The sequence below is a fragment of the uncultured Friedmanniella sp. genome, from assembly GCF_964244005.1.
In the GTDB taxonomy this organism is placed as follows: Bacteria; Actinomycetota; Actinomycetes; order Propionibacteriales; family Propionibacteriaceae; genus Microlunatus.
In genome coordinates this window covers 98496-123527 of the sequence record NZ_CAXTHG010000009.1, presented here as the reverse complement: position 1 = coordinate 123527, position 25032 = coordinate 98496, and the positions used below count along the sequence as shown (strand labels likewise).

At 71.3% G+C, this 25032-nt stretch carries 15 protein-coding genes and 1 pseudogene; 3 read left to right on the top strand and 13 right to left on the bottom strand.

The features are described from left to right. Window position 1: 1 nt before the first annotated feature. The 3 genes from rimM to rpsP form a co-directional block, all read right to left on the bottom strand. Window positions 2–550 (bottom strand): ribosome maturation factor RimM, encoded by a 549-nt coding sequence (gene rimM / locus ACFE76_RS08010; RefSeq protein WP_375431207.1) that lies wholly within the window; start codon window positions 548–550, stop codon window positions 2–4. A 95-nt stretch (window positions 551–645) separates the two neighbouring features. Continuing rightward, the gene (locus ACFE76_RS08005) at window positions 646–918 is read right to left on the bottom strand and encodes an RNA-binding protein (RefSeq protein WP_375431206.1); all 273 of its coding nucleotides are present in this window, start codon (window positions 916–918) and stop codon (window positions 646–648) included. 1 nt (window position 919) lies between these two features. Next, complete coding sequence (rpsP, locus tag ACFE76_RS08000) at window positions 920–1396, bottom strand: 30S ribosomal protein S16 (protein WP_375431205.1); 477 nt, start codon at window positions 1394–1396, stop codon at window positions 920–922. Window positions 1397–1637: 241 nt separating this feature from the next. Between rpsP and ACFE76_RS07995 the strand changes: the two genes are divergently transcribed. Next, on the top strand, window positions 1638–2348 hold the full coding sequence (locus tag ACFE76_RS07995) for a dienelactone hydrolase family protein (protein ID WP_375431204.1): 711 nt from the start codon (window positions 1638–1640) through the stop codon (window positions 2346–2348). 26 nt (window positions 2349–2374) lie between these two features. Here ACFE76_RS07995 and ACFE76_RS07990 read toward each other — a convergent pair whose 3' ends face one another. The 5 genes from ACFE76_RS07990 to ffh are packed head-to-tail and all read right to left on the bottom strand — an operon-like array spanning window position 2375 to window position 9364. Next, complete coding sequence (locus ACFE76_RS07990) at window positions 2375–3055, bottom strand: response regulator (protein ID WP_375431203.1); 681 nt, start codon at window positions 3053–3055, stop codon at window positions 2375–2377. Next, on the bottom strand, window positions 3055–3900 hold the full coding sequence (locus ACFE76_RS07985; protein WP_375431202.1) for an ABC transporter permease: 846 nt from the start codon (window positions 3898–3900) through the stop codon (window positions 3055–3057). Before ACFE76_RS07985 ends, ACFE76_RS07990 begins: the two co-directional genes overlap by 1 nt. Then, window positions 3893–6712: an alpha/beta fold hydrolase gene (locus ACFE76_RS07980; protein WP_375431201.1), complete on the bottom strand. Its 2820-nt coding sequence runs from the start codon at window positions 6710–6712 to the stop codon at window positions 3893–3895. The genes ACFE76_RS07985 and ACFE76_RS07980 overlap by 8 nt, the downstream gene beginning before the upstream one ends. Continuing rightward, entirely contained in the window at window positions 6705–7787 is a 1083-nt protein-coding gene (locus ACFE76_RS07975; RefSeq protein ID WP_375431200.1) for an amidohydrolase family protein, read from the bottom strand. The genes ACFE76_RS07980 and ACFE76_RS07975 overlap by 8 nt, the downstream gene beginning before the upstream one ends. Continuing rightward, the gene (gene ffh, locus ACFE76_RS07970) at window positions 7787–9364 is read right to left on the bottom strand and encodes a signal recognition particle protein (protein ID WP_375431243.1); all 1578 of its coding nucleotides are present in this window, start codon (window positions 9362–9364) and stop codon (window positions 7787–7789) included. Before ffh ends, ACFE76_RS07975 begins: the two co-directional genes overlap by 1 nt. A 119-nt stretch (window positions 9365–9483) precedes the next feature. On the opposite strand from ffh, the pseudogene ACFE76_RS07965 reads away from it, so the two are divergent. Continuing rightward, window positions 9484–9753, top strand: a pseudogene (locus ACFE76_RS07965) (HIRAN domain-containing protein); the annotation flags it as partial. 54 nt (window positions 9754–9807) lie between these two features. Continuing rightward, window positions 9808–10539, top strand: a complete 732-nt coding sequence (locus tag ACFE76_RS07960; protein ID WP_375431246.1) for a hypothetical protein — start codon at window positions 9808–9810, stop codon at window positions 10537–10539. Window positions 10540–10559: 20 nt separating this feature from the next. Here ACFE76_RS07960 and drmB read toward each other — a convergent pair whose 3' ends face one another. The 5 genes from drmB to ACFE76_RS07935 are packed head-to-tail and all read right to left on the bottom strand — an operon-like array spanning window position 10560 to window position 24778. Continuing rightward, entirely contained in the window at window positions 10560–12425 is a 1866-nt protein-coding gene (gene drmB / locus ACFE76_RS07955; RefSeq protein WP_375431199.1) for a DrmB family protein, read from the bottom strand. Next, a complete protein-coding gene (gene drmA / locus ACFE76_RS07950) occupies window positions 12422–16162 on the bottom strand; it encodes a DISARM system helicase DrmA (protein ID WP_375431198.1) in 3741 nt (1246 codons plus the stop codon). The genes drmB and drmA overlap by 4 nt, the downstream gene beginning before the upstream one ends. Then, window positions 16162–20166 carry an Eco57I restriction-modification methylase domain-containing protein gene (locus ACFE76_RS07945; RefSeq protein ID WP_375431197.1) on the bottom strand — a complete coding sequence of 1335 codons (4005 nt, stop codon included), beginning with the start codon at window positions 20164–20166 and terminating at the stop codon, window positions 16162–16164. The genes drmA and ACFE76_RS07945 overlap by 1 nt, the downstream gene beginning before the upstream one ends. Further along, complete coding sequence (gene drmD / locus ACFE76_RS07940) at window positions 20163–23306, bottom strand: DISARM system SNF2-like helicase DrmD (RefSeq protein ID WP_375431196.1); 3144 nt, start codon at window positions 23304–23306, stop codon at window positions 20163–20165. Before drmD ends, ACFE76_RS07945 begins: the two co-directional genes overlap by 4 nt. After that, a complete protein-coding gene (locus tag ACFE76_RS07935) occupies window positions 23303–24778 on the bottom strand; it encodes a Fic family protein (RefSeq protein ID WP_375431195.1) in 1476 nt (491 codons plus the stop codon). Before ACFE76_RS07935 ends, drmD begins: the two co-directional genes overlap by 4 nt. Window positions 24779–25032: the final 254 nt, after the last annotated feature.

Below are 25032 nucleotides of genomic sequence, written 5' to 3'. Positions count from 1 at the left end.
GTCAGCCCTGCGTCGGCTCGTCGGGCTCGTCCTCGAGGTCGCGGAGCAGGCCGGGCACGTCGGCCAGGTACAGCTCGCCAGCGGCGAGGTCGACCCGGGGCACCACCTCGGTGACGAACGGCACCAGCCGGACGCCGTCGGCGGTGGAGATCTCGAGCGTGTCTTGCAGGGGCAGGTGCAGTACCGCCAGGACAGGACCGATCTCGGTCCCGTCCGCGGCGACCGCCCGCAGCCCGATCAGCTGCCGGTCGTAGAACTCGTCCTCGGCGGGGGGTCGCTCATCGGCGTCGACGTCGACCACGAGCACGGTGCCGCGCGCGGCTTCGGCCACCGTACGGTCGCCGAGCTCGTCGAAGTGGACGAGCAGCCGACCTGAGTGCTCGCGGGACATGGCGATGGTGAAACGCCGCAGGCCGTTCTCGGCCCGCAGGACGGCCCCGACGGCGAAGCGGAGCTCGGGCTCGTCGGTCCGGACGTCGATCGCCACGTCGCCGCGGATGCCGTGGGCCCGGCCGATCGCGCCGACGACGACCTCGATGCTGTTCGCCATGCCGTCCTGTCGTGTGGTCGAGGATGAGTCAGGAGACGACGACGCCCCGACACCCGGGCTACGGGTTCGGGGCGTCGTCGGTGGAGCAGGAGCGGTCAGCCGCGGCGGGGACCGCCGGGGCTGCGGCGCGGACCCTTGTCCACGTCGACGAAGTCGACCCGGATCTGGTCCCGACCAGCGAGAGCGCCGACGACGGTCCGCAACGCGGTCGCCGTACGGCCGGACCGGCCGATCACCTTGCCGATGTCCTCGGGGTTGACCCGCACCTCGAGCATCCGACCGCGACGCAGGTCCTTGTCGGACACGACGACGTCGTCCGGGTGGCTGACGATGCCGCGGACCAGGTGCTCGAGCGCGTCGGCCAGCACGTCAGGCTCCGGCGGCCGGGGTCTCGGTGCTGGCGTCGGCCACGCCGGCCTCGGCGGCGTCCGCAGCCTCGGTCGGCGTGCCCTCGGTCGTGCCCCGCCCACCGGAACGGCGGGAGATGGCCGCGCTGGACGGCTCGCTGCCGGCCTCGGCGAGGGCCGCGTTGAAGAGGTCGGTCTTGTTCTTCTTCTCCGGCTGCGGGGTCACGCCGGACGGCGAGGTGTCGCCCGAGAAGGTCTGCCAGTCGCCCGTACGCTTCAGCAGCGCGACCACGGACTCGGTCGGCTGAGCGCCGACGGAGAGCCAGTACTGGGCCCGCTCGGAGTTCACCTCGATCACGGACGGGTCGTTCTTGGGGTGGTACTTGCCGATCTCCTCGATGGCCCGACCGTCCCGCTTGGTGCGGGAGTCAGCAACGACGATGCGGTAGTGCGGCGACCGGATCTTGCCCAGACGCTTCAGACGAATCTTGACAGCCACGTGTGTGGTTTCTCCTGTGTGAGACGAGACCGGACGTCGTCCGGCCGCGAGATGGGTGAGGCGTGGGCCACGGCGGGGAAAGCACCGGCTCCGCGTCTCGGGTGAACCCGTGCCGTACCGACGATGAGAGGGCGCCTACGACACAGATGCGGCCAACAGTCTGCCAGAGCCGGGGGCGGGACGCGAACCGACGGCGGCAGCCTGACACCAGACTCTCACCGAACCGGCCTACGCTGCCGCCATGGAGACCGTCGCGACCGACACCCGCCTGGACGACCGCCTCGCCGTCGTGGTGCGACCCACGACCGGCAAGGACTGGCCGGGCGTGGTGATGATCCACGAGGCCTGGGGCATCGACGCCGAGCTGCGGTCCCAGGCCGCCCGGCTCGCCGCGGCCGGCTTCGTGGTGATCGCGCCCGACCTGTTCGGGGAGGGCCCGCGGCTGAGGTGCATGATCGCGGTCTTCAAGGCGCTGCGCGCGCGCTCCGGTCCGGCTTTCGACCTGCTCGGCCGGGCCCGCGAGGAGCTCCTCCACGACGCCCAGGGCAACGGCCGCGTCGGCGTGATCGGTTTCTGCCTGGGCGGCGGGTTTGCCCTGCTGCTCTCCTCCGAGGGCTACGAGGCCAGCTCGGTCAACTACGGCATGATCCCGGCCGACGTCGAGGAGGTGCTGAGCGGCGCCTGCCCGGTGGTGGCCAGCTACGGCGGTCTCGACGCTCAGCTGGTCAAGCAGGTGCCTCGGCTGCAGGCCGCGCTGGAGAAGAACAACGTCACCCACGACCTTGAGGTCTACCCCAACGCCGGCCACAGCTTCCTCAACGCGACCAACAACGCACCGGCGCTGATCCGGCCGCTGATGCGGCTGGCCCACGGCGGGCCGGAACCGGTCGCCGCCGCGGACGCCTGGCGCCGGATCGAGACCTTCTTCGGCGAGCACCTGCGCACGGCCTAGCACAGGCTCGCCGAGGAGATCTCCGCCTACGGGATGCGGTTGGCCTCGACGGAGGCCTCGCGCAGCCGGCGCTGCAGATCGAGAGAGGTGAAGAGAACCGTGATCTGGCTGACCACCGTGGTCTCAGGCACCGCGAGCTGCTCGGCGATCTCGGCGTCGGTACAGCCCTGCAGGACCAGCTGGAGGATCTGTCGTTGACGCTCCCCGAGCTGCGCGAGCTCAGCGGCGGCGATCAGGTGCCGCGGGGCGGCGCTGCCGTCGGTGCCCTCGACCGGGAGGTAGGCCAAGAGCTCGGCGGAACGGGAGCGGTCCATCTCGGCCCCGTCGCCGGCGGCCCGCAGCACAGCGTCGATGATCTCCTCGGCGGAGGCGTGCTTGGTCACGAACCCGGCGGCGCCGGCCAGCCGGGCGGCGAACTCGGCGTCGTCCGAGCTGCCCGAGGTCATCATCAGACACCTCAGCTGCGGCATCTCCGACCGCAGCCGACGACAGACCTGCACGCCGTTGCCGTCGGGGAGGTGGACGTCGACGACCACCACGTCCGGCCGCAGCTGGGGCACCAAGGCCAGCGCCTCGGCCGCCGTGGCCGCGGAGCCCACGAGCGACAGGTCGGACCGGCTCGCCAGCAGGTCACGGAAACCGCGATGGATCACGTCGTGGTCGTCGAGCACCAGGACGGAGACGGTGGAGTCTGGGCGACGGGGCATCAGCTCGTGATGTCCTTGCGGAGGAAGTGCCAGACCGAGACCCCGATCGCGACGATCGCGTACCCGAGCGACCAAAGCGCGCCGGTGGCCATCGCGGACCAGTCGATGGTGGGGGCAAGGGCGTCGGCCCAGGCGAAGGCGTAGTGGCCGGGCAGGCCGCGGCGCAGGTCACCGAGCGCGGTGATGCTGTCGAGGATCGCGCACAGGATCATCAGCAGCACCGCTCCCCCGACGGCGGCGAGCGGCGCGTCGGTGAAGACGCCGAGGGCGAACGCGAACGCGGCCACCACGGTCAGCTCGACGGCCAGGTAGGCCACGATGACCGCGAACCGGCCGATCAGCGCCGGCCAGCCGATCTGGTCCCCGGTGGGGCCGACGTAGGCGCCCCACCCGTACGCGACCCCGCCGACCAGCAGCGTCCACACCGGTAGCAGCACCAGCGCAGCAAGGCTGGAGAGACCGGCGACGGTCAGCTTCTGTCGCAGCAGCCGTTCCCGCGGCACTGGGGCGGCGAGCAGGTAGCGCAGACTCGACCAGCTCGCCTCCGCGGGGACGGCGTCGCCCGCGAAGAGCGCCACGACCACGATGAGCAGGAAGCCGGTGGAGGCGAACAGGGTGAACACCGTCAGGTTGGCCCCGCTCTGCTGGGCCAGGTCGACGAAGCCGCGCGCGCCGGGCCCGGCGTCACTCGAACCGAGTGCGAACGCGCCGACCAGGATCAGCGGCAGCACCAGGATCACCGCTCCGACGCCTTGGGTGCGGCGGCGGCGCAGCTGGCGACGGATCTCCGCCCGCAGCGGCAACGGCCGGCTGCGGATCCGCGGTGCGGTCGCGGTGTCAGTCATCGGCTGCTCCTGACGTCGCGGCAGCCGGGGCGCCGACCAGCCCCATGAAGACCTCTTCGAGCTGACGGCGACCGTCGACGCTCTCCACCCCGACACGCGCACCGACCAGCGCCGCGACGATCTCGGCGCGCGGCCGGTCACCGCTCACCCGTAGCAGACCGTCCTCGAGGGCGACGACCAGGCCGAGCCCGGTCAGCGCCGCCTGCGCCGCCGCGTGGTCGGCGTCCGGCGCCAGCCCCACCAGGGTGACGTCGTCGCGGGCGGTCAGCTCGGCGACCGAACCGGTCAGCACGACCCGGCCACGGTTCATCACGACGACGTGGGAGCAGCTGTGCTCCACCTCCGCCAGCAGGTGGCTGGAGATGAGGACCGTACGGCCGCCCGCCGCGTAGTCGGCGAGCACCCTCCGCATCGCCAGGATCTGCGGCGGGTCGAGCCCGTTGGTGGGTTCGTCGAGCAGCAGGAGCTGGGGCCGGCCGAGCATGGCCTGGGCGATGCCCAGCCGCTGCCGCATCCCTTGACTGTAGCCCCGGACCCGTCGGTCGAGGCCGCCGCCGAGGTCGGCGATGGCCAGCGCCTCGTCCAGGTACGCGTCCTCGAGCGGGCGACCGGTGGCCTGCCAGTACGCGGCGAGGTTCTCACGGCCGGTGAGGTGCGGCAGAAAGCCGGGACCCTCGATCAGCGCGCCGACCTCGCCCAAGGCGTCCGCGCCGGCGTGCATCGGTTCGCCGGCCACGTAGACCGCACCGGAGTCCGGCCGGATCAGCCCGACCAGCATCCGCATCGTGGTGGTCTTGCCCGCCCCGTTCGGCCCGAGCAGCCCGACGACCTGGCCGCGGCCCGCGGTGAACGAGACACCGTCGACGGCCCTGAATCCGTCGCCGTAGGTCTTGACCAGGCCCTCGACCGCGAGCGGCAGATCGGCAAGATCAGCCCGTGGGTGCCGGGCCCGGCGGCGGAGCCAGAACACCACGAGCGCGGCGACGGCCGCCACGGCCAACGCCCCGACCACGATCACGAGCGCGAGCGGCACCTGCAACCGACCTCCGCCCGCAGCCTCGGCCCTCAGCCGGGGCAGGGTCAGCGCCGTCTCGGGGGCGAGCTGCACCGTGTAGACCGCCGCGGCGGCCGGGACCGCGTACGCCTGGTCGGTGCTGGAGACGACGACCTGCAGCCGGTGCCCGACGGGCACCTGCGCAGCGACGGTCGGGAGCGCGACCTCGATCCGTCGCGGCTGGCCGGGGGTGAGGCCGCTGAGCCGGACCGGGGAGACGGCCGCGCCGGGCAGGACCGCCGAGCTCGGCTGCGGGCCTGTGGACTGCCCGGCGGCGTCGGCGGTGTCGTCGGCCGAGGGCGCGCCGCGGGTCGGCACGGTGTCCGGGCCGAGGTCCCAGAGCGAGACGAACAGGGTGGCCGTCGCCGTGCTGCTGGTGACCTCGAGCTGCACCCGGCCACTGCCGACCAGGGCCCGCGGGGCGGTCAGCGGAGTCGTGGTGAAGGTGGCCGAGCGGCCGGGTAGCACCCCGAGCCCGTACCCGGCGATCCCCGCCGCGGCCGCGAGCGCACCGCCGGTACCGGGCAGGCTGGTCAGGGCGGCCGGGGTGCCGCCGGGCGGGGACAGCACCGACTGGCGGTCGCCGGCCAGACCGAGGGTCTCGGTGTCGGTGGCGACGCCCCGGCCGGGATAGCCGGGCGCAACGAGGGTGGTCGGCTCGCTGTCCCCCGCCGCACCCACCAACGAGGTCTGCGGCACAGTCACGGCGAAGCTGGTGTCGGTCGGGCTCTGGTCGCCTTGGAGGTAGCGAGCGAACCAGGCCTCGATGGAGTCGAGCTGGTCCTCGACCGAGATCGAGGCGTCGTGGCCGCCCGTTACCCAGCGCATCCGGGCGGTGGTGTCTGCGGGCAGGCCACGCAGGTTGGCGTCGGCCTGGTCGAGCGGAAAGAGCGTGTCCTGCTCGCCCTGGATCAGCAGCGTCGGGGCGTGTACTCGCCCCAGCAAGCCGGCGGGTCCGGACGCCCGGAGCAGCCGGACGAGCTCGGCGTCGGGCCGACCGCTCTGCGCGGTCTTCAGGTAGGCGCGGCAGAGGTTCAGGTCGAAGCGGCCGCAGAGTGCCGCCTCGTCGCCCTCGCTGCTGGGGGCGCTGCCACTGGAACCGCTCAGGAAGAACAGCGACGCCCAGCGCTGCTTGAACACCCCCGGCTGGTCGGCGGGCACGTCGGCCAGGGAGACGGGCGGACCGGTCACCGTGCTCTGCGGAAAGAGGGACTGGACCAGGCTGTTCCAGGTGAAAGCGGGCGCGATCGCGTCGATCCGCGGGTCGAGCGCGGCGGCGACCAGGGAGATGGCCCCGCCGTAGGAGGCGCCGGCGAAGCCGATCACCGGGTCGCCGTCGACGATGAGGATCTCGGGCCGGGTGACGGCGAAGTCGACGAGCTTGATCGCGTCCGCCCCCTCGTACGCCGGGGCGTCCAGGTGGATCCGGCCGCCGGAGGCGCCGAAGCCGCGCGCGGTGTAGGTGATCACCGCGTAACCGGCCTGCGCCAGCTCGCGACCGACCGGCAGGCTGTCGTTCTTGGTCCCGCCGAACCCGTGCGCGAGCACGATGGCCGGCCGGGCCGCGGCCGGGTCGGTGGTCAGCAGGCTGACGTCCAGGGTGACCGGCCGACCGTCGGACTCGGGGGTGCCGGCGACGGTGAAGGACTGCTCGTTCACGGTCTCAGCCGCCGCGGCCGTCGGCAGCGGCACCAGCCAGGTGGCGCTGACCAGCAGCAGCAGGGTCAGCGCCCACGCGCGGAGCCGGTGCTCAGCCAACGAGACGTCCCCGCAGGATGACGACGCGGGGGTGCGCCAAGACGGCCAGGTCGGTCCGGGGGTCGGCGTCGAAGACGACCAGGTCGGCCGGCGCGCCCTCGGTCAGCTCAGCACGCCGGCCCAGCCACTCCCGGGCCCGCCACGAACCGGCGCCGAGCGCGTACGCGGGCGAGGTGAAACCCGCGAGGGCCGCCATCTCCGACCCGACCAGGCCGTGCGGCAGGTAGCCACCGGCGTCGGTCCCGGCGTAGATCGGCACCCCGGCGTCGTACGCCCGGCCCAAGACGTCGACCCGGCTCGCGTAGAGGGCCCGCAGGTGGGCGGCGTAGGTCGGGAACTTCGCCTCGGCACTGGCGGCGATGGACTCGAAGTTCTCCAGCTGGACCATGGTCGGGACCAGCGCCACCTGGTGTTCGGCCATCTCCGCGATCACCGGGTCGGTCAGTCCGGTGCCGTGCTCGATGCCGTCGATCCCGGCCGCCACCAGCTCGGCCGCGGCCTGCTCGCCGAAGACGTGCGCCGTCACCCGGACGCCCAGCTCGTGCGCCCGGCGGATGGCCGCGGTGGCCACGTCGACCGGCCAGAGCGGCGCGAGGTCACCGAGGCTGCGGTCGATCCAGTCGCCGACGATCTTGACCCAGCCGTCGCCGCGGGCCGCCTGCCGTTCGACCGTGGCAACCAGGTCGTCGGGCTCGACCTCGTCGGCGTAGTTGCGCAGGTAGCGCTTGGGGCGGGCGATGTGCCGGCCGGCGCGGATCAGCCGGGGCAGGTCGTCGCGGTCGTCGATCCAGCGGGTGTCCGCGGGAGACCCGGCGTCCCGCAGCAGCAGTGCCCCGGCAGCCCGCTCGCTGAGGGCGTGCTGCTCGGCCACCTCGTCGGGGACGGCTCCCGACATCTCGAGCCCGACGTGGCAGTGGGCGTCGACGAGCCCCGGCATCAGCCAGCCGCCGGTGACCACGGTCTCGGCGTCACGGACCGGTTCGGTCCGGACCACGCCGTCCACCACCCACAGGTCCTGCTGCTCGCCCGCGGGCAGCACGCAGCCCTGCAGGTGCAGCCGTGGCGCTGGCGGCACTACTTGCCGAGCCGGCCGCGCAGCCCGGGCGGCAGCTGGAAGTCCGCCATCGCCTTTTCCATCGCGGCCTGGTCGAAGGGGGCGGCCTGGCCGAAGGTGTCGGCGCCGAACGCGGCGGCTGGGTCGCCCGCGGTGACCGCCGGCTGGGGGGCGTTGCGCTTGGCCGGGTTGCCGGAGACGCCGCGGGCGTTCTTTTTCTTGGCCGCTTTCACCGGCTGCTTCTTGGCCCCGCCACTCGCTCCGGGCAGGCCCGGCATCCCGGGCATCTTGCCGTTCGCCATCGAGCTCATCATCTTGCGGGCTTCGAAGAAGCGGTTGACCAGTCCGTTCACCTCGCTGACCTCGACCCCGGAGCCCTTGGCGATCCGGGCCCGGCGGGAGCCGTCGATGATCTTGGGGTCGTCGCGCTCTTTCGGCGTCATCGAGTGGATGATCGCCTCAATCCGGTCGACGTCGCGCTCGTCGATGTTGTTGATCTGGTCCTTGATCTCACCCATCCCGGGCAGCATCCCGAAGATCTTGGAGAGCGGGCCCATCTTGCGGACCATCTGCATCTGTTGCAGGAAGTCCGCGAGGCCGAACTCCCCGCCGCCCTTGGACGTCAGCTTGGCGGCAGCCTTGGCCGACTGGTCGGCGTCGAAGGTCTTCTCGGCCTGCTCGATCAGGGTGAGCATGTCGCCCATCCCGAGGATGCGGCTGGCCATCCGGTCGGGGTGGAAGACGTCGAAGTCCTTCAGCTGCTCGCCGTTGGAGGCGAACATGATCGGACTGCCAGTCACCCGGGCGATCGAGAGTGCGGCGCCACCGCGGGCGTCACCGTCCAGCTTGGTCAGCACGACGCCGTCGAAGCCGACGCCCTCGGCGAACGCGTTGGCGGTGTTGACCGCGTCCTGGCCGATCATCGCGTCGACGACGAACAAGATCTCGTCCGGGTTGACCGCGTCCCGGATGTCGGCGGCCTGCTGCATCAGCTCGGCGTCGACGCCCAACCGGCCGGCGGTGTCGACGATGACCACGTCGAAGAGCCGGCGCTCGGCCTCGGCGATGGACGCCTTGGCCACGGCGACCGGATCCCCCGTCCCGTTGCCGGGCTCGGGTGCGTACACCTGGACGCCGGCACGCTGGCCGACCACCTGCAGCTGGTTGACCGCGTTCGGCCGCTGCAGGTCGCAGGCGACGAGCAAGGGCGAGTGGCCCTCGTTCTTGAGCCAGAGCGCCAGCTTGCCGGCCAGGGTCGTCTTGCCGGCACCCTGCAGACCGGCGAGCATGATCACCGTCGGCGGCCGCTTGGCGAAGCGGATCACCCGGGTCTCGCCGCCGAGGATGTCGACCAGCTCGTCGTTGACGATCTTGATGATCTGCTGGGTCGGGTTGAGGGCGCCGGAGAGCTGTTCGTCGCGGGCCCGCTGCTTGACGGCGGCCACGAAGTCCTTGACCACGGCCAGGTTGACGTCAGCCTCGAGCAGCGCAACCCTGATCTCCCGCGCGGAGGCGTCGATGTCGGCGTCGGACAGCCGACCCTTGCCGCGCAACGTCTTGAACGTCGCGGCCAGGCGGTCTTGCAGGGTGTCGAACACGTGAGCCTCGCTCCAGCTGATGGACAGACCCAACCACCCTATCCGGCTGGCACACAGGCCGGACCGCCCGAATCTGCCGCGCCTGTGAGCGACCTCACCTAAGGTGCAGGACGTGAAGCGTGAGCAGCCAGCCGAGCAGGTACTTCAGCCGTTTCTCCTGTGGAGCCAGGGCGGCTGGGCCCGCCTCGAGGTGGCGGGCGAGTCGTACCACCAGTAGGAGCTGCGGGCCCTGTTCCCCCGCCAGATTCCCGAGCGAGGGGTGGAGCTTGAGGAGGTCGCTACTCTGCGACCAGAGCCGCACCAACCCCCACGACCGCAACGCCGTCGCGGTCCTGGTCCGCGACTCGCACGTCGGCTACCTGCCCCGCGCCGACGCGGCCCGGTACGCCCCCGTCCTCACCGAGCTGCTGCGGGCCGGCCTGCTACCCCAGGCGCAGTGCACGGTGTGGGGCAACGAATACACGCACGTCGTTGACTACGACCGGCGCGGACGCGAGCAGACCGAGACCACCTTCTCTGCCTCAGTGCGCCTTGTCGTGGACGAGCCGCATCTTTGCGTACCCGTGAACCTGCCCCCGTCGGCACCTCATCAGCTTCTGCCGTACGGGAGGGCCGTCCAGGTCACCGGTGAGGACCAGCACCTCGAGGCGATCACGCCGCTCCTGAACGTCGAAGGAAACTGCTGGGCCTACGCAACCCTGCACCCGATCACCGAGCAGCTTGCGCGATCAACGCGCGAGGTACTCGAGGTTCGGTTGGACGGCCGCGTTGCGGGGAGCCTGACACCGAAGATGAGCGCCGAGTTCTTACCCGCAGTGGAGCACGTGGCAGCTTCAGGTCAGCAGACTGCGGCCCGGGCGCGTATCACCGGCAACCGTCTCAAAGCCGAGATCGCCATCCACGCTCTTCGGGCACACGAGCTCGATCCGAGCTGGGCAGGAACAGCGGCCAGGTCGAGCGAGGACCGACCGGACCAGTCCACGCGGACGCCTCCGCTCGAGCCGGGGCCGCAGGCCGTGCACGCTCAGGTGCCGCCCAAGCCGACCAGAATCACCTTCCACGTACCGCCGCAGTGGCCCCAACCGCCCGACGGCTGGGAGCCACCGGTCGGATGGGCACCACCGCCGGAATTCCCGCCGGCCCCTGCTGACTGGGCATTCTGGCGCCTGAGCTGAACGGCACGCACGCCGGTTGATCAGGGCCACAGGGCGAGCTCCGGCCAGCCAATGTCGACGAGCAGCCGACGGTCGAGGAACCGGTTGCCGCGCTCGCAGGAGGTCTCGGACAAGAACGTGCACACGTGGCAGCAGGCGGCGTACGTGGCGTCCGACCCCGGCGCCGGCGCGGTCTCGGCGCAGATCGGATCCGACGAGCAGGCCCGGGCGTCGGCCAGAGCGCGTTCCAGCACCTGCTGGAACCGGTCCGGCTCACCGAGGCTGACCAACCCACCCAGGGTTCCTTCGGCGTCGGGGACAGCGGTGTAGATCAAGAAGCCGGCCATGTTCTTCGTCGGATCCGCGTAGATGCGTTCGGCCAGGCTCGCGGCCGCGTAGCCGCACTCGAGCGAGATGGCGCGCAGGGCAATGTGGGCGAGGGAGTGCACCAGGTAGTAGCGCAGCCCCGGCCACCCGCGGGACCAGTCGTGCCCGGGCGGCAGCTGCAACCGGTCGGAGTAGCGGTTGAGGCGGAAGGTGGCGAACGCGTCCCGGTGCTGGCGCTCCAGCCACGGCACGACAGCTCGCGCTTCCCACGCCTCGAGCGCCTGTTCGTCGAGCCTCACGAAGAGTCCTTCGCCGCGCACCTCGGTCGCGGGCAGCCACGTCGGAGCGGCACTACCGGACAGCGGGGCCTCGATCACCAGCTCGGGGTCGTCGGGGTCGGGCGCGTCGAAGCGGGTGAAGCCGACCAGAGCGCGCACCAGGCGTAGCCGTTCGACCTGACGGACGTCGGCGAGCACGCCGGCGGCCGCTGGCGGAGCCGGCTGGGAGACGATGGCGAAGTCGGCGGTCGGCTGCGGCGGCTCCGAGGTCAACAGCTCCCACTCCGGAGACAACAGATCACCGGCGTCGGCGGCGGTCTCGGCGCCTTGCCCTCGCGCCCGCTTGGTCTGGACGGCGGCCCACACCTCGTCCAACGGCCAACGGCCCAGCTGGTCGGCGAACTGGGCGCCATGGGCGTAGACCATGACCTCGTACGAGGTGATCATGCTCAGGGGCTCCCACAACAGCTCGAGCACCGCCTCCAGCTCACTGGCCTGGGGCGGCGGTACCGCCAAGCCGTCGACGCTGGCCCCGAACCACTGGTTGGAGGCGCCGAGGACGAGCAGCCGGGCCTGCTCAGGGCACTCCGAGTACTGGCCGAGGTGCGGGTGTCGGCCGCGGCACTGCGGGAGATTGGCCTTTCCTGCCTCGCCTTGGGCCTCCTGCATGTTCCTGGTGGCCTCGCAGGAGACGCACTCGATCCGAACGGTGGCCGCCGATTCGCGCCCGAAGTCGCGCATCTTCAACGCCGGGTAGGCATGCTTGGGACAGGCACCGCCCTTGTGCACCCACCAGGAGTAAGGGAACTCGTCGAGGTGACCCCGCAGGCAGCCCACCAGGAAACGAGCCGGCACCGCGAAACGGTCACGGCGCGCACAGCTGGTGTGGGCGAACTGAGCCTCGAAAGGCCGGCTGGCCACCTTGTTGGTGAAGGTGAAAGCGCCCGACTCCAGCGACCCGAGCAGGTCGCAGTACGTACAGCGGAACCACGCGGGGAAGGGCACCACCGGCACGCCGACCTGGTTGGCCGGTGAGTTCGGGTCGCTGGACTGCCCCTCCATCCAGGGGGCGTTGCGCAGCTCCTTGACCTCGGTCGTACCCAGCCGCGACCGGGCTGCGGCCAGCACCCGCGGTTCATGGATCACCGGATCGGTGCCCAGCACCCGGCTGTAGTTCCACTCCTCCAGACCCTGGACCAAGACGGTGAAGTTGGGGAGCTCGACCAGCCCCCCGACCCCACCGGTGAACATCAGGTGACTCGGCCGCGAGGAGCCAACCCGGCGGCGGTACGGGGTGCTCACGAAGCGCTCCCGTCCCCGGGCGGGGTGTTCGACCCGAACGCGGACCAGGCTGGCGCCGACGCACTCGCCTCGAAGATCTGTGGTGAGGGCGGTAGCAGCAGGCTGATGTCGTTCTCCGTCTCGCGCATCGAACGCGCCACCGTGAGGTCGTTCCAGGCGCCCTCGCCGGCCCGCTTCATCAGCGGCCGGTAGTCGACGAGCTGTCGCCGCACCTTCGTGTAGCCGGTCGGCGCGGCGGGCAACGCCTGCTCGTTGCCCCACCGGCTCAACACGCGGTCGAGGGCGGCAGCAAGGTAGTCCTCCGCCTGCTCGCCGGCCGCGCGGCGAGCCCGGTCGAGCATCCGCGTCCGCAGGGCCGCCACGGCCGCTGACCCCAGCGGCACGGTCTGGGCGGCCACGTCGGTCGACCACTCCTCCGTGGCGTTGCGGACCGCGGCGATCAACGTGCCCGCCGTACCCCGGTCGAGACAGCGGCGCGCGAACGGGGTCACCGACAGCGCCTCCACCTGCCGGTACAGCGTGGCGTGGGAGTGCTCGAAAGACTCGTAGTAGGCAAGATCGCGAGGTCTGGTCCAGTTGTACAGCGCGATCACCAGCCCGGGCCGGTCGCGCTCACGGCCGACACGGCTGCTGGCCTGGATGTACTCGGCCACGTTCTTGGGCTGGCCGGTGATCACCATCAGCCCGAGCCGACCGACGTCGACGCCAACCTGCAGCATCGAAGTGGCCAGGGCAACGTCGGTGGCCCGCTCGTCCCTCAGGTCGTCGGGGCGCCTTCCGGCCAGCTGCTTGATCACGGCCCGGATGGCCGTCCGTCGGGCACTGGTGCCGGTCTCGGGGTCGAAGGGCACCGTGAGCTGGCGGAGGGCGTCGGCGATGTAGCCCGAGCTGATCCGGCTCGTCAGCTCGGTGATCTTGAGGTCGGCAGTGGCGCGGGCGGGCAGGCCGGGTCGCCAGGGGCGCCGCATCCGGGTGACGACCTGGTCGTCGAGGTAGCGGCGCATGCCCGCCAGCTCTCGGGTGGAGTTGAAGTAGCCCACGAGTGTGGCGTACGGGTCGGCCGCGGAGCCGTACGTGTCCAGCGCGGCCTGCCCGGCGAGCAGCAGGATCTCGGCCAGCCGGATCTCGGCCGCCTTGAGCCGGGTGCCGTGGGCGCAGAGGCCGAGATAGCGACGGCCGGGACTCACCGGTGTGACCGGCTGCTCGTCGGAGAAGTAGGTCCGGCGGGAGTCCAGGACCTGGGGCGGGAAGACCGAGAGGTTCCGGGCAAAGAGCTGCCGCACCTGTTCGGCGGCCCGCTTGGTGGTCGCAGTCGAGGCGACGATCTTCGGCGTGCAACGGCCACCGCTGGGCGTCGTCCAGGTGGTCAGCTCCTCCACCGCGCCCTCGAACAGCCCGACGGTCGAGCCGAGCGCGCCGGAGATGAGGTGCAGCTCGTCCTGGATGACGAGGTCCGGGGGTCGCAGCCGGGTGACCGGCTGGCTGGTCACGGCGGGGTACGGGCCAGTGGCGGCGTGCCGTCCGCCGCAGCCGATCCGCTGGTCGAGGTCGAGGTGCCGGTAGCCGTGCCGTGGACAGCGGGCAGAGACCCGGCCGAACAGCAGGCCGGCGAAGCCGTACCACGGCAGCTGGGCCAGCTTGTCGACGGTGGCGATCAGCAGGCTCGGCGGCTCGCGGTACACCTCCTCGTCCACGGTCATGATCGGCAGGCCGTCGGGGCTCTCTCGCCGCGAGAAGGGGCAGGGGCCCGACCCTCCGTTTCCTGAGCCTGTTCCCCCGTTCCCTGGGCTTGTCGAAGGGCCCTCGCCGCGCGGGCAGTAGACCCGGACCCGCCGGGTGACGTCGTCGGCGTGCAGGTCGCGCTCGCCCTGCAACGGCTCCGCGCACCATGGGCACTGGGTGGTCTGCAGCACCGGGACGGGCTGGCCGCGCCGGCCCGACTCGCGGGCGTTGGCGATGCTGGTGGCGGCGTCGGCGTACCAGTTGGGAGAGACCGACATCCCCACCCAGAGGCCGATGCTGAACCGCTCGTCCCCCCAGGTCGCGGGGTCCTCGCGGCGCAGCACCTCGGCGGCGCAGACCAGCGCCGCGGCCCGCTGGAACTGCTGGGCGGTGAGCAGGCGCAGCGTGTAGCGCATCAGCACCGCGACCCCGGCGCGACCGTCACGCGCCTGAGGCCCGGAGCCGATGACACCCTGGAGCCGTCGGATCGCGAACGTGTAGGCCGCCAGCCCCAGGTAGGCCTCGGTCTTGCCGCCGCCCGTCGGGAAGAACAACAGGTCGACGTCGTCGGTACGCTCGCTCGAGTCAGGGTCGGTGAGTGCGGGCAGGTTCAGCAACACGAACGCCAGCTGGAACGGCCGCCAGGAGGCATGCTCGACCGCGCCGGCCCCGGCGCTGACCTGGGCCAGCGCCTCGGCGTAGCCGAGCGTCGGGTCGTGCTCACGCCGGAGCGCGACCACGCTGTTGAGCCGCTGCTGCTCCATGGCGCGGTTGGCGAAGGCGAAGCAGCGACGCGCCGGTGCCGAGCTGGCGAGCAGCGCGAGTGCCGCCTCGAGCCGGCGCTCGGCCTGCCGGGCCCTGCTCACGGCGCCGTTCCCGATCTGCGGCCACGGCGCGGCGAGCGCGGCGGCGTCGGTGTCTCGGCCGTCGAGCCAGCGGCCGTACCCGCTGACCAGCGGCCGCAGGCTCTGCACCAGCTCGGACGGGTCGGCCCGGTCGGCCAGCGCCGCGAGCCTGGCCATCGAGGTCTGCAGGCCGGCGACCGGCTGCGCGGTGACCGCCGGGACGTCCACCACCGGCACCCACGACGTCCGCAGCCGCCACGCCCGTAACTCACCGGGATGTCGGTCGACGCACGCCGCCACGTTGTGGCCGGTGGCGAACGGTGGGTCGTGCGCGTACAGCAGGGCGAGGTGCGCCTCCTCCGGGTCCCGGTGGACGGCGCTGCTGTCGCCGCCGGGCAAGAACACGGGTTCGGCACCGTCGAGGGCGGTGACGGTGAGGGCGGCCTGGAACAGCCAGTTCCGGTACTTCGGGGTCACCTCAGCCGGCTGGTCGTTGACCAGCGTCAACCGGACGACCCGTCGCCCGTGGTGGTCGCGCACCTGGCAGCGCAGGGCAAGGCCGTCCGGATCGGCGCGCTCACTGACGGTTCCCGACGCCGCCCCCGGCCCGTCGGCGGTCGGGTCTGCCAGCCCGAGCGTGGCGTCGCGGCGGCTCAGGTCGAGCTCGACGCTCCAGTGCAACGGCTGCCGGGTGACCGGGTGGACGGTCTTGCCCGCGTCGGTCAGCTCGGCCGCACCCGGCACGTAGCGGGCGGCGTCCACTTCGACGACCAGCCGGTCGGGGCCGTCGGGGGCGGCAGCGACCTGGAACGACAGCCCCATCGACGAGACCCACAGCTTGCCGAGCGTCCGCGGGTTGACGGCCTCGGGCAGGTCGGTCTCGTGGCTGACCGTCGCCCCCAGCTCGAGGTCGGTCGACTCCTCCTCGACCTGGTCGACCTTCTTGGGACCGAGCATCCCGACCAGGTAGCGGTCGAGGGGGTCGCGCGGCGTACCGGGATGGGTCACCGGGTGCCAGGACTCGTGCGCACCGTCCCAGGGCCCCAGCAGGTCGCGGACCACGTAGTCCTGCACGACGTCCCGTACCTCGTAGGAGCTGGCCGGCACGAACTCCTGGGGCACCCGCCAGTCGAGGCCTTCGGTCGCGGGTGGTGCGGAAACATCGACCATCAGACCAGCTCCTCCTGTGTCGTCACCGGTGGCGCCTGCTCGGCCCGGAACCGCTCCTGGTTGAGCTCCAGCAGCCGGTCCAGCATCTCCTGCCGGGTGGTCTCGTCGACCGTCCAGCGGACTCCCTGCCGGGTCGGGTGGTGGTCGTGCCCCGGGTCGAGGTCCGACCAGCCGTAGGCCGCCAGCACGGCCAGGTCGAGGTCGCGGTGCAGGGTCCGCAGACCGACGATGTCGGCGTCGACGCAGGACGGGTCGTGCACCAGGTTGTACGTCGCGGTCAGCCCGGCCTGCCGGGCCAGCATCAACTCGCGCCGCTCGCGGTCGAGCCGGTCCCCTAGAGCGCGGACCTCCTCGGTCAGCTCCGGCCGGGGAAAGGTCTCGAACACGTCGGTAGGCGAGTAGTTCAGGTCGGCCTTCATCGTCGAGCTTCGTCGGATAGCCCACCAGTAGTGCGGGGAGCTGGAAAGTAAGCCGAGCAGCGCCTTATCGTTTCTGGCGAAGATTGCAAGCTTGTGCGCAAAGACCTGACGGGCGGGCACTAGAACCGGCATGACGACTTTGCTGACCAGGGTGATGGCAACCGCCTGCTCCTGGATGCCCAACGCTCGATATAGCCCGGGGCACCTCTCGCCATATTGCCACCATCGTTCTCGATAGTTGCGCTTGTTGTTCAGGTCTCGCTGCGGCTTCACATCGGATCGGACCTGCGCAAACGGTGCTGGATAGGAGGCGGCTCGCTCGTCCGACCAGTCGTGGAAGTTGATCACCCAACGTCGGGCGGAAGAGTCGGGCCGGGAGTTCAGGTCCTCGCCGTTGAGGTAGGGGAACAGCACCTCGGCGTTGCGCGGGTCGGCGGCGATCAATTGTCGAGCCCGGTCGGGCTCCATCGTGAAGCCCATCCCCAACACCAGAGAGCCGATGAACGCAATACCGCTGTTGGCCGCCAGCCGGTGCACCGGACCGGAAGCCCGGGAGCCAGCGTCCAGGGCGGACGTGATGCTGGCGACCGGCCGCCCGTCCAGCAAACGCGTCTCGTCGGCCACCGGCGGCCGGGAGGTCCAGACCGCGCAGTACTCCAGCACGGCCCCCTTGGCCGGCCACGGCTCGCTCTTGGTCGCAGCCACGATGGTCACGCCGTCGGCGACGAGCTGATCCAGTCCGACCTCCCGGGTGTCTCCCTGGGCAAGGGTGTTGGTGGCGACCAGTCCGGTCCGGCCACGCTCGTTAAGCAGCTGATGAGCCCGGAGCACGAAGTAAGCGACTAGGTCGGCGTTGCCGCGCACCGAGCGACCCACCGTGTGCAAGAGCTCGTTGCGATAGGCCGTTCCGAGTACGCCGGTGATCTTCTTCCCGCCGAGGTAGGGAGAGTTACCCACCACCGCATCGAAGCCGCCGTGCTCGCCGAAGACCTCGGGGAACTCCAGCGGCCAGTGAAGGGGTTTTCGTGGGTCAGCGGTCGGGGGTAGGTCGGCGCCGAGCCAGCTACCGACCCGCTCCCGGAGGTGGGCCGCGGTCGCAGAGTCGCTGCCCGCCTCCACCAGCCCGTCCACCAAGCTCGCGAGGTCCTTCGAGACCTGCGCAAGCCCGGCTGGTCCCCGACTCGCGTAAGCGAGTGAGCCAGCCACGACCAGGTCGGAGATCAGGCCGACCCGCCACTGCTGCCGCGTCAGCACGGCCAACCGCTCTCGTTTGGTCGCGAGTTCGGCCAGTGACGAGCCGGGCAGGTCGGCGATCCGCTCCCGCTCGGCCGCGTGGTCGGCCAGCAGAAGTCGCACCCCTGCCACGGGATCTCCCCTCCACCGCTCGTGGATCTGTCGCCCCGCAGCCGCGTCGAGGTGAAGTGCGTCCAACTGATCGAGCCGGCTTACACCCAGTAGCGAGTCCCCCACCACGATCCGATCGTCCAAGAACGTGAAGGGCTGGTCCGGCTGCATGGAGACCAGCCAGAGCGACAATTTGGCCATCTCCACAGCCATTGGGTTTACGTCTACTCCGTACAGGCAGTGAGAGATGACTCTGCGGCGGGCCCGACTGATGACTGGCGGCAAACTGCCGTCCAGGGTAAGCGCCTCGCCACCAATTGTCCGACGCAGATACTCCTCCGCCTCAGGATCGCCCTCGTCAGCCCAAGCATCGACTAACCGATCGCCGAGAAACCGGCACGCCGCCACTAAGAAAGCGCCGGATCCCACCGTGATATCGGCTACTTTGAGCCGCAAGATCGCCCTGGAGGACACCTGGCCGGTGGATGGCTGCTCGCGGTCGACGAGCGGCCACAGCGTGCGCTCGGTGACCTCGCGAGCGAGTGGGCTGGGCGTGTAGTGCGTACCGCTCTGGGCCCGGCCAGCGCTGGCGGTGACGTACAGCGAACCCGCCTGGATGACCGTGGGCAGACCGCGGAGGTCGTCGCGGACCAGCCCGGCGAACGGCAGGACGCGCTCGGCCAGACCGCGGTCTCCCTCGGTGACGGCCAGCAGTCGCGGCAGGGCTCGGGCCTGTTCGGCCGACGGCAACGGAGCCAGCAGCCCGGCCAACCGCTTCGCCGTGCCGATGCCCGAGGTCTTGAAGTCCTCGGCCAGCTCGGCCGCCAGCGCCGCGGTGTCGACCACGCCGGTGTCGGGGTCGGTGTGCCGGCCCCGTCGTCGCTCCAGCTCGGGCAGCGGCACCTCTTCCTCCAGACCTGCCTTGCCCACCAGCCCGAGCGTCCACTGGGCAGCGCGTTCAGCGTCGTAGGCCAGCAGACCCTCGTAGACGTAACCGATCTGCTCCACCTCGAGGGAGCGGAAGCTGACCCGGCGCCGTTCCCGTCGGATCACCACGTACTGGACGGACCGCAGCACGTGCAGCATCGTCCGGTCGTCGATCGTCACGCCGGCCAGCCACGGGTGCGCCTCGGCCCTGAAGAGCGAACCGTCGTAGGCGGGCAGCCGGAAGCCCTGGGCGTCGACCCCACCGTGCACCGCCTGCGAGGTGGCCAGCAGACGCAACCAGGCGGTGCTGCGGTGCTCGAGCGCCTCCTCACCGGTGTCGACCGCCTCGATCTCCAGCCGCTCGCACAGGGTGGACGCCCCGTAGCCGTCGGCGTAGACCGGGTTGTCGGCGGGCAGCAGGCCGCGCTCCTCGGCGAAGAAGAGGAACATCAGCCGCATCAGCAGCGTCACCGCGCCGCCGTACACCTCGTGCGGCTCGACGTCACCGAGGCCACGTCGGCCGAGCCCGGCCTCGCGGGCGTCCCACCGGCCCAACGACTCCACCACCAGCTCCACCGCGCGACGGACGTTGCGACCGAGCTCGAGGGTGATGTCCTCCTGAGCGTCCAGGCTCTCCCGCAGCAGGGCGTCGAGCATCTGCTCGGGCGGCACCGACGTGAAGCGGGACCGGTGCAGCAACGAGGTGAAGGCGCGGACGACGACACGGTCGGCCGAGTCGTCCCAGGTCGCCGTGTCGAAGGTGACGACCGCGCCGGGGCCATCAGCCGGCGCCCAGACCAGGCACCACAGCCGGCCGTTGGTCACCAGCGCCAGCGGCACGCCCAGCCCGCGGCAGGCTACAGCGGCCCGGTCGGTCCAGGTCGCCGGCCAGTCGTCTTCCGGGACCCGGCCGCGAGGATCCGCTCGGGAGTCGACGACGTAGCCGAGAAGGTAGGGCCGCTCCTGACCGGTGCCCGGCCAGGCGAAGTCGCACCGTACGTCGACCTCGTGGTCGCGCTCGCGCCAGTCGAGCCCGACCGGCGCCCAGGTGGCTAAGCCCTCCCAGCCGAGCAGCTCCGCCACCACGTACTCGATCCAGGCCCGCGGCTTGGTCTCGGCGTAGGCGAGCACGTCCCGCAGTCGCTCCCGGGTATCGGTGTCCACCGCGTCCAGGGTCGGCCAGACCCGCAGCAGCACCGGCAGGGTCAGGAACGGACCGTCGACCTCAACCAGCGACAGCCAGTCCCGGTGCTGGTCCCGTCCGTCCACGTGCGGCGGCCGACCCGGTCGCCCCCGACCGGCAGCGCGGCTCACCGAGCACCTTCGGGCACGACGAAGACCACGCCGAGGGGGAAGGTGTGGTCTTCGATACGGTCGAAGCGGGCCTCGATCCGCGCCGCCTCGGCGCGCTGCTCACGGGGCAGCACGGCCAACCGCTTAGCCATCGCGCGCTGGTCCCGCTCAGACTGGGCCAGCTCCGCCGGATCGGTCAGCGGCAGCTCAGCCTGGTCGGGCTCGGCCAGCGCGGTGCGCAGGGTGGCCTCGAAGCGCGCGAAGTTGCTGTCGAGCCGCTCCAGGTCGGCCTGCCGCCGGGTCACCAGCGCCCGACGCACCTGGTCGCGGCGCGCCCGTACCCGCCACTCCAGAGCCGCCGTCAGCCCACCCTCGGTGCCCGGCCAGGCGGCGACGAGGTCGCGCTCGGCCCCCGCCGACGCCGGCTGTCCGGCGCCGAGCGCCCGCTGCGCCACCTCGGCCAGCAGCGTGAGGTTCTCGACCCGCGCGAACCGACCCCCGGCGCGGACCCAGCCGCCGGCGTGCAGCACCTCTTCGTGCAGCCGGATCGCGTCGCCACCGACGACGAGGAACCGGGCGTAGACCACGGCCAACGGCTCCGTGACCTGCGGATGGTCAGTCGTTACGACCGTGATCCGGGACAGGTCGGTCTGGCCCGACGCGGCGGCGGCCGTCATCAGGCTCATCGCCATCGCGACCAACGGGTGGTTGAGGTGGGCGTAGACGACGTCCTCGCGGCGCTGGCGAGCCACCTCGGCGTCGAAGGTCACGGGCCGCCAGACCTCCGGGCGCAGCGGGTCCGACAGGCCGGCGGTGGCCCGGGCCCAGGCACCGGTTAGCGGCGGGACGGTCCAGACCGGGTCGGGGTCGAGCGCCGCGGTGAGCGGAGCCTGCCGCGCGAGTCGAAGCGCCGCGCTCACCAGCCGCCGTACCCGGTCCGGCGTGAGGCCGAGGTCGGCGACGGTGGCGTCCAGCTGCGCCCGCAGCCTGGCGACCTGCTCGCGCACCCCGGCATCGCCGGCCAGTCGGCTTCGGCTCGCCGGCGCCGCCAGCTCACCGTCCTCGGTCGGAGGGCGGTGGCCGAGCATCACCTGCTGCACGGCGCGGCTCAGTACCGGGTTGGCCGAGCCGAGATCGGTCTCGACCCGGGCGACCTTCTGGGCGATGCGGGAGAGGAAGTCGGTGTCGCCGTCGAGGCCGCCGCGACCCCGCCAGCCAGCGCCGACGAAGTGCCGGACTTCTGGCGGCTCGGTCTGCCCGTAGCGGTCGATCCGGCCGATCCGCTGCTCGAGCCGGTTCGGGTTGAAGGGAATGTCGTAGTTCACCAGCCGGTGGCAGTGCCAGTGCAGGTCGATGCCTTCCGCGGCGGCGTCGGTGGCGATCAGGATGCGGAGCCTTGTGTCCGGGTCGTTCCCGGGCGGCGCCTGAAAGCGGCGCCGCAGCGCCTCGCGCTCGCGGTCGTCCATTCCCCCGTGCAGCAGCGCCACCCGAGAATCGAGCGTCAGACCCTCGCGGCGGAGCAGATCCTCCAGCCACAGCTGGGTGTCGCGGTACTCGGTGAACACGACGACCCGCTCGTCGAGCCAGACATCGCCGGCCAGGCAGACGGCGCGCAGGTAGCCGATCAGCGCCGCAGCCTTACTGTCGGCGCGGTGCGCGTACGGCGCGGCCCACACGGCCAGTCCGTCGAGCAGGCCGACGCTCTGCTGGGCCGCATCGGCACCGCCCTCGGCGACGGTCTCGACCTCGGCCCGACGCAGTGCCGCGAGCTCGCCGCGGTCGCGCTCGTCGTCGCTCCAGGTGTCGCGCTCGTCGTCGGCGTCGAGGAACTCCTCGGCCCAGGCGTCGTCGGTCCAGTCGTCCTCGTCGGTCGTCGTGGCGGACGAGCCGGTGACGGCTGGACGGCTGGACGTGCCGCGCTGCAGACCGGCGCGGACCACGGCGACGGTCGAGGCGAGGGCTGCCGGTGAGGAGTACAGCCGCTTCTTGAGCAGCAGCGCCACGACGTCGGTGCGATGGCCCGAGCGGCGAAGGCGACGGTTCCGGCGGCGCAGCGCGACGAAGTCGGCCAGCAGGTCGTACGCGCGCCGTTCGTCGTCGGTGTAGTCGACCTCGATCATGGCGTTGCGACGCGGCAGGAAGGCCTGGCCCGCGGCCGTGACGTCGGCCTTGAGCCGACGGATGACGGTCTCGCGCTGGCTGACGGGGTCCGGAGCAGCCGCCCGGTTGAACCGCTGGTCGTCGACGAGCTCGAGCAGGGCCTGGAAGGACTCCGAGTAGCCGTTGTGCGGGGTGGCGGACAGGAAGAGCCGGTGCTCGCAGTGCGGCACGAGGCTGCGGATGAGCTTGGTCTGCTGGGAGTCGACGGCGTAGCGCTGCTGGGGGGCGGACGGGGCGACGTGGTGGGCCTCGTCGAGGATGAGCAGGTCAAACGTGCGGCGACGTGGGTCGACGTCGGTGGGCAGCGCCTCCGCGAGCAGCCGCTGGGCGCGAGCCGTCCGGAGCCAGGGCAGGGAGACGATCATCAGCCGGTGGCTGCGGAACGGGTTGGCGGCCGCGCCGCGGACCCGGCGCAGGCGTGCGCACTCGTCGGCGTTGATCAAGGTGAAGTCCAGACCGAACTTCTCGGCCATCTCGTCCTGCCATTTGCTGGTCAGGCCGGCCGGACAGACGATCAGCACCGTGCGAGCGCGGTGCCTCAGCAGCAGCTCGAGGGCGACCAGGCCGGCCTCGATGGTCTTGCCGAGACCCACGTCGTCGGCCAGCAGCAGGTTGACCCGCGGGGCCAGCAGCGCCCGCGCCAGCGGTTCGAGCTGGTAGTCCTCGATGGCCACGCCGGCCCGGAAAGGCGCCTGCAGATGGTAGACATCGGCGGAGGTGGCACTCGCCCAACGGGCGGCGTCGAGATAGGCGGCCATGCTGTCGGGCGGGTCAAAGGTGTCAGGCTGTGGCAGCGCCCCGGCGTCGATCACCGACGCGCCGACCTCGACGCCCCAGACCACCCGCAGCGTCTCGCCGTAGCGGCCGTCCTCGACACTGCTGAGCTCGACCAGCGGGTCCGCCCCCGCCTCGACGGCCGCGACCACCCAACGGGTGCCTCGGACGCGTACCAGGGACCCCGCGACGGGCGCGGTGTCTCGGCCGACACTCGTAGTCGTCATCCCAGATCCCGTTGCCACTGAGCCAGACCGATCACCAGGCTCGCCGTCACCCACTCCTCGAACTGCTGCTGGAGGCGGCGCTTGTTGTCGTCGGACTCGATGTCGGTCATGGTGGCGACGAAGTAGTCCTCGCAGACCCTGGTGGTCTGCGCCCGGTCGGTGCCGGGGTCGGTGGTGATGAGCCCACAGACCACCGCCAGGCTCCCCAGACTGCTGCCCAACGCACTTGAGGCGACGAGCAGGGTCGTGGTGGGTGAAGACGGCGACGGACGGATCATCACCCGAGCCCAGCGGGAGCCACGCGTGAAGTCGGCGAAGTAGCCACCACTGCGGGCGAGCTCGATCCGCGGCCCCTTGTACGCCTGCGCCTTGTCCGGGGTGTTGACCGTCGCTGTGGCGCTGAGCCCGGGCAGCGCTGTCCCCAGGCTGTCGGTGATGCGGAGGGCGATCTGTTCGCAGGCCCGCTCCGCCACGGCCATCACGACGTCCGCGACGTCGTCGAGCGTCGAGGTCCGGGTGGGAGCGTCCTGTGCGGTCAGCCGCTCGCGGAGACCGGCCAGCACGTCCTCGAGATGGGTCTCAAGCGGCTTCTGGGCGGCCTGGCTCGCGCCGAGCGCCATCACGAAGGCCCGCGTCTGCCAGCTGGAAAAGAGCTGGATGAGTGGCTGGAGCTTCCCGCCGTCCGCGTCCTCGAGCGCGTCGATGTAGGCGGGTCGATCGTCCCGCAGCACCACCAGGGGATGCCACTGGGCCTTGATGAAGACGATGCTCGCCAGCAGCCGGGCGACCCGCCCGTTGCCGTCCTGGAACGGGTGGATCTCGGTGAAGCGGTGGTGCAGCCAGGCGGCCAGGACCTCCGGCGCGACCCCGATTGAGGCGTACTGGTTGTACAGGTCCAACAGCCGGTCCATCTCGGAGGAGACCTGCTCCGGCGGACAGTAGAGGTGCACCGCGCCGTCCGGTCGCGTGGGGTTGTTGGGCACGGTCTTCCAGTCACCGCTGAGCAGTGGCACCTCATGCAGGTTGCCGAACTGGTCCATCGCGGTGGTGGTCGGCTGGTGCTTGGTCAGCAGGACATGCATCTCCTTGATCACCGAGGTCGAGAGTCCTCGCTGGTACTTCACCAGCTCGAAGACGAAGTCGATCGCCGTGCGCTGGTCGCGGAGGATGGCGACCACGAGCTGCGGGTCGCGGTCGGTGTCGGCGTGGGAGATGAGGGAGGAGCTGAAGCCTTCGGCGATCAAGGTCTCCGTGACTCCCCGGTCCAGGGTGTAGAGGCCTTCGATGACGCCCGTCTCCACCGCCATCCGGTTCTTCATCTGCTCGATCAGACGACCTTCCGCGCCCTGCTCCTGCAAGAACGCACGCTCCGTCGCCCACTGCGTCGCCAACGACGCCAACCGCGGAGACCGTTGGCGGAACACATCGGTGGGCAGCGCCTCGATGCGCCGCCACTGACCGGGGGGAGCCATGCCGAGAACTGTAGGTGCAACGCACTCCGGTCGTGAGGTCCCCCGGTCGATGCATACTCGAGCCTTTGGTGCGCGGCCTGGCTGAAGGGTTCCTGAAGGCTTGGGGCGGATCGGCCGATTCTGCCGATGGCCGCCCACGATGGGTCGCGGGCCCGGAACACGTCGGGCTGGCCTAGCAGAAGGACTCCCGTGAAGACTTCCACGACGCTCCTCGCCGCATGTGCGCTGCACGGCGTGGTGACCCTGGCCGGCAA